The 12,836-nt window shown below is 51.7% G+C and carries 9 protein-coding genes; 3 read left to right on the forward strand and 6 right to left on the reverse strand.

The features are described from left to right. Window positions 1-73 precede the first annotated feature (73 nt). Window positions 74-1,729, forward strand: a complete 1,656-nt coding sequence (locus NL510_RS06950; protein WP_253382810.1) for a sulfatase-like hydrolase/transferase — start codon at window positions 74-76, stop codon at window positions 1,727-1,729. Window positions 1,730-1,775: 46 nt separating this feature from the next. Here the strand turns inward: NL510_RS06950 and NL510_RS06955 are convergent, their stop codons facing one another. Both NL510_RS06955 and NL510_RS06960 read right to left on the reverse strand, forming a co-directional pair. Then, the gene (locus tag NL510_RS06955) at window positions 1,776-3,008 is read right to left on the reverse strand and encodes an anaerobic sulfatase maturase (protein WP_253382812.1); all 1,233 of its coding nucleotides are present in this window, start codon (window positions 3,006-3,008) and stop codon (window positions 1,776-1,778) included. Window positions 3,009-3,431: 423 nt separating this feature from the next. After that, on the reverse strand, window positions 3,432-3,620 hold the full coding sequence (locus NL510_RS06960) for a YfgG family protein (protein ID WP_253382814.1): 189 nt from the start codon (window positions 3,618-3,620) through the stop codon (window positions 3,432-3,434). Between the two features lie 350 nt (window positions 3,621-3,970). On the opposite strand from NL510_RS06960, the gene NL510_RS06965 reads away from it, so the two are divergent. Then, complete coding sequence (locus tag NL510_RS06965; RefSeq protein WP_253382817.1) at window positions 3,971-6,184, forward strand: EAL domain-containing protein; 2,214 nt, start codon at window positions 3,971-3,973, stop codon at window positions 6,182-6,184. 31 nt (window positions 6,185-6,215) lie between these two features. On the opposite strand, the gene ppx is transcribed toward NL510_RS06965, so the two are convergent. The 4 genes from ppx to purM all read right to left on the reverse strand — a co-directional run bounded on the left by ppx (window position 6,216) and on the right by purM (window position 11,684). Beyond that, window positions 6,216-7,754, reverse strand: a complete 1,539-nt coding sequence (gene ppx / locus NL510_RS06970; protein ID WP_253382831.1) for an exopolyphosphatase — start codon at window positions 7,752-7,754, stop codon at window positions 6,216-6,218. Window positions 7,755-7,757: 3 nt separating this feature from the next. Continuing rightward, complete coding sequence (gene ppk1, locus NL510_RS06975; RefSeq protein WP_253382840.1) at window positions 7,758-9,818, reverse strand: polyphosphate kinase 1; 2,061 nt, start codon at window positions 9,816-9,818, stop codon at window positions 7,758-7,760. Between the two features lie 190 nt (window positions 9,819-10,008). Then, a complete protein-coding gene (purN, locus tag NL510_RS06980; protein ID WP_253382842.1) occupies window positions 10,009-10,650 on the reverse strand; it encodes a phosphoribosylglycinamide formyltransferase in 642 nt (213 codons plus the stop codon). Next, a complete protein-coding gene (gene purM / locus NL510_RS06985; protein WP_253382844.1) occupies window positions 10,647-11,684 on the reverse strand; it encodes a phosphoribosylformylglycinamidine cyclo-ligase in 1,038 nt (345 codons plus the stop codon). The genes purN and purM overlap by 4 nt, the downstream gene beginning before the upstream one ends. Before the next feature lie 248 nt (window positions 11,685-11,932). Here purM and bglK point away from each other — a divergent pair, with 248 nt between their 5' ends. Then, a complete protein-coding gene (bglK, locus tag NL510_RS06990; RefSeq protein WP_253382846.1) occupies window positions 11,933-12,826 on the forward strand; it encodes a beta-glucoside kinase BglK in 894 nt (297 codons plus the stop codon). Window positions 12,827-12,836: the final 10 nt, after the last annotated feature.

A 12,836-nucleotide genomic window follows, 5' to 3' on the forward strand; every position in this document is an offset into this window, starting at 1 on the left:
GCCTGACAATAAACATATTGCTTTCAAACTCTGGTGTGTTTTTTATTACATTCTGTAAATAAGGGAGTTGCATATGAGATTTTCTTTTTCGAAGAAAAAACTTGTTCTGGCTATCGCATTAAGTCTGCCTGTTATGGGTATTGCAGCAGACAACCAGCCGGATAGCTCAACAATGGCGGGAACATATAAGGGATACGATCTCCCCGGACAGTATTTAGTCAAAGAGACCACAAAGATTGCCGATAATATGATGCCAGTTGTCGTCAATCCGCTGCAGAATGATGAAGCGCAGCAGAAACTGGCGGCACTGGAGAAAAAAGAGGGTAAGAAACCGAACATCATCGTCTTTCTCCTTGATGATGTCGGGTGGATGGATGTCGGCTTTAATGGCGGTGGTACTGCCGTTGGCAACCCCACGCCGGATATTGATGCTATTGCTCAGCAGGGGCTCATTCTGACTTCTGCTTACTCACAGCCCAGCTCTTCTCCTACCCGGGCGACTATAATGACCGGGCAGTATTCCGTGCATCACGGTATTCTGGTTCCACCAATGTACGGGCAGCCGGGTGGCCTGGCTGGTTTGACGACCTTACCTGAATTGCTCCATAAACAGGGATATGTTAACCAGGCGATTGGTAAATGGCATATGGGGGAAAACACGGGATCGCAACCGCAGAATGTCGGGTTTGATGATTTCAGGGGTTTTCTTTCAGTCTCTGATATGTACACCGAATGGCGAGATGCGCATTATAATCCGGAAATTGCGTTAAGCCCGTCTCGTTATAATTACATCAATAAGTTGCCTTTCAGCAAAGATGATGTGCATGCTGTTCGGGGCGGTAAAATACAAAGTCTCGCAGAAATCACGCCTAAATATATGGAAGACCTGGATCAGCGCTGGATGCACTATGGCGTCGATTTTATTCACAAAATGAAAGACAACAGCAAGCCCTTCTTTCTCTATTACGGTACAAGAGGGTGCCATTTCGATAATTACCCGAACGCCCATTATGCAGGGCGCTCTCCGGCACGTACCTCCTATAGCGACTGTATCGTAGAAATGAATGATGTCTTTAAAAATCTGTATCAGGCACTGGTGGATACCGGGCAACTGGATAACACCCTGATCCTGTTTACGTCGGATAATGGGCCGGAACAGGAGGTTCCACCTTATGGCCGTACGGCGTTCCGCGGGGGCAAAGGGTCAACCTGGGAAGGTGGCGTACGTGTTCCGACATTCGTCTACTGGAAGGGGATGATTCAGCCTCGTCGTTCTGACGGTTTGTTCGATCTTTCTGATATTTTCCCCACCAGTCTTGCGCTGGCCGGTAAACCGGGAGCGGCAGTTGCTCAACTGGTTCCCCAGACAACATTTATTGATGGAATAGATCAGTCGTCATTTCTGCTTGGGGATAACGGCCAATCTAATCGTCGGGTAGAACATTATTTCCTGAACGGTAAATTGTCGGCAATCCGCATCGATGAGTTTAAATATCACACCATTGTTCAGTTACCTTACGCCTTTACGAAAAAGGGCTATCAGGGAGGCTTTACGGGAGCGATAATCCCTTCAGCAGGATCGTCCTTCTTTAATCTTTATACCAATCCACAAGAGGATGAAAGCATTGGCATCCGCCATATTCCAGCCGGTATTTTGTTAGAGAATGCCATTAATGATTACAAACAGATCCTGAAAAAATATCCACCTAAAGTACAAATCACGCTGTAATTTTATATCATTCAACGGTCTGAACGGACCGTTGAATGATAAGCTATTATCCTTTTCGCACATGAATGAATTCGGCCTGCATGATGTCACTGGCGGGTCGCCCACGGGCTATAAGATCGGCCATGGCCCGCAGATAAGGAGGGAGATAGCTGAAGAAAATACGGAATCCCGCGCACAAATAGTTCAGGTTGCGGTCATTTTCGCCTGTTTTTATGAAGCGGTGCTTAGGGCAGCCGCCCCAGCAGGCATTGAGTAACTCACACTTTCGACACTGCTGCGGCAACTGCATGAGTTTATCGGTACCGAATTTATTTTGTGAGGCCGAGTCCAGCATTTCAATAAAACTCTTCTCTTTGATATTCCCCAAATAATATTGCGGGTAGACATAATGATCGCAGGAATAGATATCGCCATTATGTTCAAGAATAACTGAACGGCCGCAGGTCGGTTGGTGATGACACACGGTGCCCGGCATATTCATGAAATTGGCAAACGCCCACTCTATATTCATAACAAACACTTCACCAACATCACGTTTCAGCCAGCGGGTGAATACCGAAACCAAAAACTTCCCGTAGTCTTCTGGCAGGACGGACCATGACGTCATTGCTTCGTCATATCCGCCCGGGCCGTGTAACTGTAGCCCCTGCAGGGAGGCCGCCGAATCAGCACGCCGTTCCACGACAGGTATAAATTGAATAAATTTTACCCCTGCATTGCAGAGGAAATCATAGACCTGCTCAGGTGAACGAGCGCTGTAGCGGTTAACGCAGGCGAGAACATTGTATTTTACGCCATGTTGTTGCAGGCGCTTAAGCGCGGCCATTACCCGATGATGGGTGGAATTGCCACTTTTAGTCCTCCGCATGATGTTATGAATCTCTTCCGGACCGTCGAGCGACAGCCCAATTAAAAAATCATGTTTGACGAAAAATTCACACCATTTATCGTTGATTAATAATCCGTTGGTTTGAAAACTGTTCGTTACTTTTCGTCCAGCAGCGTATTTTTGTTGTAACAAGATAGCTTTATGATAAAAATCAAGCCCCATAAGGGTAGGCTCGCCGCCTTGCCAGGTAAAAGCCACTTCATTATGGAGGGGCGTGGACTCAATATAGTTGCGTACGTAAAGCTCCAGGATGTCAGGGTCCATATATCGCTGCTGTTGATATAACGCATGTTTTTCAAGATAGAAACAGTAACTGCAGTTGAGGTTGCATTCAGACCCGCTGGGTTTCGCCATGACATGAAAAGGACGCATTGGTGAAGTATTAAACATTGAAACTCCTGTAAAAACGGGTATAAAGGCCCGGCTTGTGCATGTTGGTGATAATAAATGGATAATGCCTGAGGTGCGTTATTTTTTTAACTAACCTTACATCTCAAATAAAAATTTTGCTTATGACGGAAATGAAAACATTATATGCACTTTATTAATTTGCGTTGGCTCACGGAACTAATTTGTGATTTTTAAATATTTCATTTCCGTAACTATGAAAGAGTAATGAGATGTATATTTTTATTTATAATTGCGCGTGAGCCATCAAACGTCGGCGCGAAGCGGGATCCTTAAACTGCAGGGAGCTTCAGCCGGTACGGCGTATCAGGCGAATGTCCTGACGGAACGGCAGCAGATACCGAGGTACAGAAGGTGAAGTGATACGCCGTGAACTCCGCGTTTACTGCAAAGCCATCGGAGAGGTTAGCGAACAGGGGGATCTACGGTCAGGCTGGTTTGTTGCGACTGGATCTTTTCCTGGTGGTGATACCAGGCGCCGATAGAGGAGTAAACGAAGCGGCCAAAGAAAAACAGGAAGCTGATGAGCAGTATGATGCGGGTCATCCGCGTGTTAAACCGATGTCGTTTGTGCATACGCGTGACCTGACTCACTGTGTGTTTCCTGGGCATACCCTGCCGGGCGATACCGCTATTAAGGCACAGCGGCAAGAAAGGGTCAATTACGCGATGTGTAAAAATGCGTCAATATAATTATTGGTGAATGTTATGAAACTTGATGAACACATTTACTGCTTTGATAACAGAAAGAAAAAAATCCTTCAATTACGTAAGAATCCATTATTCACAGTGATAAGTTTGATTTGAGTCAACGGATTCCCCTCACCAATAATTACAATCCACCCTCCATTATGTCCGCCAGGCCGATAGCAGGGCGGCATGCAGGTCAGGTTGGATGCCTGTCTTTATTTTTCCTCAGGAGCGAAAGATTTAACCGGGCATCTATGAATATTTTTAACTTCCTGACACAGCATAAAGATCGCTGGTGGGCTCTTCCTCTTATTTTATCCCTTATTCTGCTTCCTGTGCTCAGCAAAACCAATACACTTACGCATCTGGGCGACGGTATTGTGGCGCTTTATTATATGCCGCTACCGTTTCTGCTGACGCTGATGATGTTCTTTGGCCTGGATGCTCTACCCGGGATCGTGCTGTCGCTGTTTCTCCGCTACTACCCGTCGATGAGCCTGTTTGAAACCGTGGCTACCCTCTTCCATTTTCTTGTTCCTCTGGTGCTCAGTTGGGGGGGGTATCGCGTATTTACTCCCCAACGAAATATGACGGCTCACGGAGACGCGCGGCTGATGGCGCAACGTCTCTTCTGGCAGGCATTTTGTCCTGCAACGCTGTTTTTAGTGCTGTTCCAGTTTGCGGTCTATCTCGGTATCTATGAAAGCCGTCAGAGCCTGGCGGGGCTGAACCCCCTCACTATTCGCACACTTATCAACTACCAGACGCTGCTGGTAAGTGGGCTTACCGGCGTGCCGCTGAGCTATCTGCTTATTCGTCTGATTCGTCATCCGCGCTATATCAAAGCGCTGGCTTCTCAGATCCGCACGCAAATAGATAAAAAAGTGACCCTGATTGAGTTTGTGATCTGGGTGATGGCGCTCGCTGGCCTGCTCACGTTGCTGCTGATCCCGATGAACGAAAACAGCACCATTTTCAGCACTAATTACACACTGTCGCTGCTCATGCCGGTGATGCTCTGGGCGGCGATGCGCTTTGGCTATAAGCTGATGTCGATTATCTGGACGCCGATCCTGCTGGTCTCAATTCACTATTTTTATCGCTACATTCCGGTGCAGCAGGGGTACGACATTCAACTGGCTATTACCTCATCGAGCTATCTTGTCTTTTCGTTTATCGTGATTTATTTGTCGATGCTGGCGACTCGCCAGCGTGCCGCCAATATTCGTTCCCGCAGGCTGGCGTTCCTGGACCCGGTCGTACACATACCGAACCTGCGGGCACTGTCGCGGGATCTGGCTAAAAACCCGTGGTCAGCGCTCTGTATGCTGCGTATTCCCGAACTCGAAGTTCTGGGGCGTAATTATGGCATTCTGCTACGCATTCAATACAAACAGCAACTGGCACAATGGGTTAATGGCCCGCTTCAGCACAAAGAGAAGGTCTATCATCTGACCGGCTATGACCTGGCGGTGCGTCTCAATGCCGAGTCGCATCAGCAGCGGATTGATGCCCTGGACGAACATATTAAACAGTTCCGCTTTGTCTGGGATGGTATGCCGTTGCAGCCGCAGGTTGGCTTTAGCTATTGCTACGTACGCTCACCGGTTAACCATCTTTATCTGGTACTCGGCGAGTTGGGCGTGGTCGCCGATCTGTCGCTTTCTACCAACCATCCGGAGAATCTCCAGCAGCGCGGTGCGGTCCATCTACAGCGCAACCTGAAGGATAAAGTTGCGATGATGAGCCGCCTGCAGCACGCGCTCGAGCAGGATGAGTTCACCCTGATGGCTCAGGCTATCCGCGGGCTACGTGGGGATTGCTATCATGAAGTGTTACTGCGAATGCCAGACGAGAGCGGTGAAATGATCTCACCCGATCGGTTCCTGCCTGTCGCACAGGAGTTTGGTCTGTCGTCGCGCGTCGATTTATGGGTCCTGGAGCGCACGTTGCGATTTATGTCAGCGCAGCGGGAACGTCTTCCCGGCCAGCGCTTTGCCATCAATCTGGCGCCATCCACCATCTGCAGGGTGCAGTTCCCGCAGGAGGTGGGCCGCCTGTTAACAAAATACAATATTGAAGGCTGGCAACTGATTATTGAAGTGACAGAAAGCAGCACTTTCACTGGCGCGGAGCAGGCGATAAAAACCCTCGCGCAGCTGCAAATAATGGGCGTACGCATTGCGATTGACGATTTTGGCACCGGCTACGCAAGCTATGCGCGGCTAAAAAACGTCAATGCGGACATTCTCAAAATCGATGGAAGCTTTATTCGCAATATCGTCAGCAACAGTCTGGATTACCAGATTGTGGCCTCTATTTGCCATTTGGCACGCATGAAAAGAATGCTGGTGGTGGCGGAGTACGTCGAAACGGAAGAGATACGCAGCGCGGTGCACGCGCTAGGTATCGATTATATTCAGGGCTACTTGATCGGCAAGCCGGTTGAGCTTGAGTCGCTGGCGTAAGCGCAGGCGTCAGCGGTTGACGCCTGCGCCATTACGCGGCAACGTCGGCGCTCTCTTCTTCAATCTTCAGAAGCCAGCCGGTGACCGCTTCCCAGTACTGCTGCTCTTTTTCCAGATCCAGCAGTACCAGCGCATTCTGGCTAAACCAGTCATGCGGGAAGCTCAGCGTCCAGTGATGATCGTCGGTTTTCAGCTTTAACGTCGGCGGCGTCGTTGTCGCCTGGCGTTGATTGTTAAGCAGCACGCCGAGACGCAGCAGCTGGATAAGCGGCAGGAACTGCTTTTTCTTGAACAGCGTAAAGCGCGGCAAATCGTCGAGCTTTATGGCTTTACGATGGTAGCGAACCAGCGTGGCCATCATGGTTTGCTGCTCCTGGTTGAAGCCGGGCAGATCGCTGTTTTGCAGAATATAGGCGGAATGTCGGTGCATGCCGCTGTGGTTAATATTCAGTCCCACTTCGTGGAGCATGGCCGCCCACTTCAGCAAGGCAGCAAGCTGCGGATGCGCCAGCTTCGGATTCTGTTCCTGCCACTGATCGTACATTTGAACGGTGGTTTCCAGCACGCGTTTCGCCTGTTCGCGGTCGATGTTGTACTGATTAGCCAGGCTTTGCGCAGTGCGGCTGCGAATATCCTGGTGACGGAAGCGGCCTTCCATCTCATACAACACCCCTTCGCGCAGCGCGCCGTCGGAGAGACGTAGCTCCTTAATCGCCAGCGCATCGAAAACCCCGCACAGAATCGCAAGACCCGGCACAAACACCGATTTTCGCTCTTCCGAGAGACCCGGCAGGCTCAGTGCGTCGAAGGTTTTATGTTTAAGGACTTCATCGGTAAGCAGCGTCAGCCGCTCAGGGGTGATATTCCCATCTTTTTCACCCATCTCCAGCAGCACTTCATGTGCGGCTTTAATCGAGCCGGAGGCGCCCAGCGCCACGTTCCAGCCCTGGATTCGGTACTGCCAGGCCAGGTTTTCCAGTTTCTGAATGGCGGCCATACGTGCGCGCTGAAAGTTTTCCCGGCTAATTACGCCGCCCGGGAAATACATCTGCGCAAAACTGACGCAGCCCATACGGCGGCTTTCGACCAGCCGAGGCTCAAAGTCTTCCCCAATCACCAGCTCCGTTGAGCCGCCGCCGATATCGATAACCAGCTTGCGGCCTTTTTCCGGCTGCGTATGCTCCACGCCCATAAAGATCAGCCGCGCTTCTTCGTTGCCGGAGATTATCTCTATGGGATAGGGGATCACTTTTTCCGCACGCTTGAGGAACTCGGAGGCGTTCAGCGCCTGGCGTAACGTATGTGTGCCAACAATGCAGACGCTGGACGGCGAAAAGCCCTGCAGGCGTTCAGCAAACAGCGACAGGCAGTTTAAGCCTCGCTCCATCGCCTCTTCGCTGAGCATGCTGCGCGCGTCCAGGCCATCGGCCAGATGCACACGCTGCTTCAAACGACCGATGATCTGCATCGCACCATCCACCTCACGGGCGATGACCATGTGGAAACTGTTAGAACCAAGATCGACCGCGGCAAACTCCTGCGGTCGTGGGGTCTTATCATTTATCGGCATAGGTTAATCGGGTTGCTCGAGTGATTTGATATAGTCGTAAATCGCCAGTTGTGACCGTACTTTGCGGCGGTTGCCGCGCGGCACATAGCGGTTACTGAGTTCTTTGTCGATATGGCGAGCTTTCACCGTATCGCTAAACAAAATCTCGATAATGTCGAGGATCTGCTGTTTCAGACGGGGATCCAACAGCGGAGCCGCGACTTCAATTCGATAATCAATGTTGCGCGTCATCCAGTCCGCAGAAGAGAGATAAACCTGCTTGTCGCCCGCATTATCAAAAATGTAGATCCTGTCGTGTTCCAGGTAGCGGTCAACAATGCTGATCACGCGAATATTATCACTGATGCCTTCCAGCTCCGGGATCAGCGAACACATACCGCGGATCAGCAGGTTAACCGGTACCCCGGAGCTGGAGGCGGCATACAGCCGGTCAACCAGACCTTTATCGACGAGGTTATTGAGCTTGAGCGTAATACCGGACGATATCCCTTTCTGCGCATTGGCGATCTCTTTATCGATCATATCGTACAGCAGGCGGCGCGAGTTTTGCGGCGACACCAGCAGATAATCGAAGCTCACCGGGCGGTACGGGTTCTCAATAAAGTTAAACACCCGACGCACCTCGTTTGTAATACGCGCATCGGCGGTCAGTAGCGAATAATCGGTATAAATCCGCGCGGTCTTCTCGTTAAAGTTACCGGTACCGATGTGGGCATAGCGCACCACATCGTCCCCCTCTTTACGGGAGATCAGGAACAGCTTAGCGTGAATTTTCAACCCCGGCGCGGAGAAAATAACGTGAACGCCCGCTTCGGTCAGACGGCGCGCCCAGTGAATGTTGGCTGCTTCGTCGAAACGTGCCTGCAGCTCAACCACCACGGTGACTTTCTTGCCGTTATGCGCCGCGTGGATCATCGCATCGATAATGCGTGAATCTTTTGCCACACGGTAGATGTTGATTTTGATAGCCAGCACGTTCGGGTCGAATGATGCCTGGCGCAACAGTTCCAGCACATGTTCAAAGGTATGGTACGGATAGTAAAGCAAGACATCGCGTTCGCGGATGGCATCAAAACCGTTTCGGAATTTATCAAACCAGAGATGACGCAGGCGCGGCAGCGGTTTGTTCACCAGATTGGCTTTGCCAACGTTCGGGAAGCCAATGAAGTCTTTAAAGTTGTGGTAACGCCCGCCGGGAATGATGGAGTCATAGCGGGAGATGGTGAGCTTATCGCGCAGCATTTCGACCATGGCATCAGGCATATCGCGCTGATAGACAAAACGTACAGGCTCTGCCGTCAGGCGCTGCTTGAGGCTGGAGGACATCAGCTCCATCAGGCTGGCTTCCATCTCGTGCACCAGGTCATATTCAGCGTCGCGGGTCATCTTCATGGAATAGGCGTTGAGCGCGTCGTAATCGAAAAAGCCTTTGAAAATGTCGTCCAGACAGTAGCGCAGGATGTTATCCAACAAAATCATCGGCTTGCGTCGACGCGGGGTTTCCGGCGGTAGGTTCACAAAGCGCGGAACCTTATCGGACGGAATTTCCAGTAGCGCATAGCTAATGTTGTCACCGCGAATAATTTCCACCGCCAGGTAGGTGTAGTCATCCTTCAGGAACTGCACCAGATCGGTTTCGCGGGTGATCAGAATGGGGGTAATGTGCTGGCGCAGATAGTGTTTAAAGTAATGACGCAGCCAGGTTTGCTGGTTGGCGGAAAGCTGGCGTTCGTTGATCAAGAAAATTTGGTTGCGTGCCATTTCCAGTAGCAGCTCATTATAGAGAGCATCAAACTCCTGATCGGCTTTCATTACGCGAGACTGGATTTTTCCAAGCAGATGGCGCGAATGGGAGTTCAGCCCCTGTTCTTCGCTGATGATGATGCGTCGCTTCAGTTCGGCAAAACGAACCTTATAGAACTCATCCAGGTTATTGGAATAAATACCTAAAAAACGCATACGCTCAATCAGCGGGTTACTTTTGTCCGCCGCTTCCTGAAGGACGCGCTCGTTAAAGGCTAACCAGCTTAGCTCTTTCTCAATATATAACTTTTCCTGACCCATTACAGCTCACACTCCAGTTCATTCACGGGACGTGGTAAATCCGTCTCGTCCTTATTATGGCGAGCATTTCCACGATATGTCCAACAGTGCCAGAAAAGTATGACAGTTATTTTTTTTCTTGGGGATTTTAGAGGGTTGGGAATGAGGCAGGATCCCACTCGGGTGACGTCGCATCACCCGACATAACAGATTACTCCTGCGCCGCATAACCTTGCGCAGGAAGCTGAACGCCGTCCAGCCAGGCGGCGCCATCGCGCATTTCAAGACGTCCGTCGACCAACCAGCTCACCACCAGCGGGTAGATAGCGTGCTCCTGGGTCTGCACGCGTTCGGTCACGTCATCTTCGTCGTCGCCTTCAAAGACCGGCACTTTCGCCTGCAGAATAACCGGCCCCCCGTCCAGCTCGTCGGTGACAAAATGCACGGAGGTGCCATGCTCTTCATCGCCGTTCTCAAGCGCCTGGCGGTGCGTATGCAGACCGGGATATTTCGGTAGCAGGGAAGGGTGAATGTTGAGCAGCCGTCCCGCATAGTGCGCCACAAATGCCGGGCTGAGGATCCGCATATAACCCGCCAGCACCACAACGTCCGGTGCGTAGGCATCCATTTCCTGGACCAGTTCACGGTCAAACGCTTCACGGCCAGCGAACTGACTGGCTTCCAGCGCATGGGCGGGAATATTCGCTTCCCGCGCACGCTCAAGGCCGAATGCGTCGGCCTTGTTGCTGAATACTGCCCGAATGGTGCCATTGATTTTTTTCTGTTCGCAGGCGTCAATAATGGCCTGCAAATTACTTCCGTTGCCAGAAATGAGCACCACGATGTTTTTCATTCAATGACCACGCGCTGTTCGGAATCGGATGCTTTGATAATACCGATTTTCCACGCGTTTTCACCTTTCTCCGTCAGCAGCGTAATGGCCTTATCCGCCTCGCTTGCCGGCAGGGCGATAACCATGCCTACGCCGCAGTTGAAGGTGCGATACATTTCGTGAGCGCTCACGTTGCCCGCGGTTTGCAGCCAGGTAAAGACGGACGGCCACTGCCAGGATGATTCATCGATTACGGCCTGGGTGTTATCCGGCAGCACGCGGGGAATGTTTTCCCAGAAGCCGCCGCCGGTCAGGTGAGCAATGGCGTGAACGTCGACATTTTCGATAAGCTCCAGCACGTTTTTCACGTAGATACGGGTCGGGGCGAGCAGGCTATCGGCCAGTGGTTTGCCATCAAGTTCGGTGGTCAGCGGGTCACAGCCGCTCACCTCGAGGATTTTACGCACCAGAGAGTAGCCGTTGGAGTGCGGGCCGCTGGAAGCCAGCGCAACCAGCACGTCGCCGTCAGCCACTTTGCTGCCGTCGATAATTTCTGATTTTTCTACCACCCCGACGCAGAAGCCGGCGACGTCATAATCTTCACCGTGGTACATGCCCGGCATTTCAGCCGTTTCGCCGCCCACCAGCGCACAGCCGGACTGCAGGCAGCCTTCGGCGATACCGGTAATCACGCTGGCGGCGGTGTCTACGTCCAGTTTGCCGGTGGCGTAGTAATCGAGGAAGAACAGCGGCTCCGCGCCCTGTACGACCAGGTCATTTACACACATTGCCACCAGATCGATACCGATCGTGTCGTGACGCTTAAGATCCATCGCCAGGCGCAGTTTTGTTCCTACACCGTCAGTACCCGAGACCAGAACAGGTTCACGATATTTTTGCGGCAGCGCGCACAGTGCGCCGAATCCCCCCAGGCCACCCATCACTTCCGGGCGGCGGGTTTTTTTCACCACACCTTTGATTCGGTCAACCAGCGCATTACCTGCGTCAATATCAACACCGGCATCTTTATAGCTGAGAGAAGTTTTGTTGGTCACGGCTCAAGTCCCCACGCGATTGCATAGCTTGTAAGAAAAATCGGCGCAATTCTAACAGTCCAGGCAAACGTTTGCGAGCCTATTCTCGGCGTGCGCGTTTTTTTCTCTGCGCACCCCACGGCAGCAGACAAACTTGACTCCGTTCACGAAAATGAAACCGGTTTCGGCGATCTGCTTGCAACCCCTTTCAGGAATCAACATCATAAAACTGAAACCGGTTTCAGTTTCATTCAGGAGGAATGAATTACATGAAAATCGCTGCATTTGACATTGGTGGTACCGCATTAAAAATGGGGGTTGCCACTACGCAAGGGGTACTGCTGCAGACGGCTAAGGCCGCCATTAAACACAGTGATGGTGACGCTATTCTTACGCAGATGCTCAACTGGGTGACGCTGCACCCGGACCTCGAAGGCATCGCCATCAGCGCGCCGGGGTACGTTAATCCGCATACCGGCTTTATTGAGATGGGCGGGGCCATCCGTCGGTTTGATCATTTCGCGATGAAGGCCTGGCTTGTGCAACACACGGGTTTACCCGTTACTGTCGAAAATGACGCCAACTGCGTGCTGCTGGCCGAGCGATGGCAGGGCAAAGCGGCGGAGGTCAATAACTTTCTGGTGCTCACTATCGGCACTGGTATCGGCGGGGCGATTTTCTGCAACGGCCAGGTGGTACACGGCGCCCGTTTCCGGGCCGGAGAGTTTGGCTACATGTTGACCGAACGCGCTGATTCCAGACGCGTCGCTCGCCATTCCATGAATGAAAACTGCACCCTGCGCACGCTTCGCCAACGCTATGCCGACCATTATGGTCTCGCGTTTGATGAGGTTACCGGGGAGGCTATTTTTGACGCTTACGATGCCGGTAACGCGGCATGCCGTCGCCTGGTCGACGACTTTCTCAACGGCATCGCGACAGGGCTTTACAACCTGGCGAACGTCTTCGACCCACACGTCATTTTCATCGGCGGCGGTATAGCAGAGCGTCCCGGGTTTATGGATTTACTCCGCACCCATCTCGCATGGTTTGGTATCGCGGAGATCGCCGATGTCGTGAGCCACGGCAACCGTGCCGGACTGATTGGCGCGGTTTACCACTTCAGACAGCAGTATCCGTCAGCCATCAGCAACATTGAATGAGGGAAAGAGT

This window comes from unidentified bacterial endosymbiont, from assembly GCF_918797525.1.
Classification (GTDB): Bacteria; Pseudomonadota; Gammaproteobacteria; order Enterobacterales; family Enterobacteriaceae; genus Enterobacter.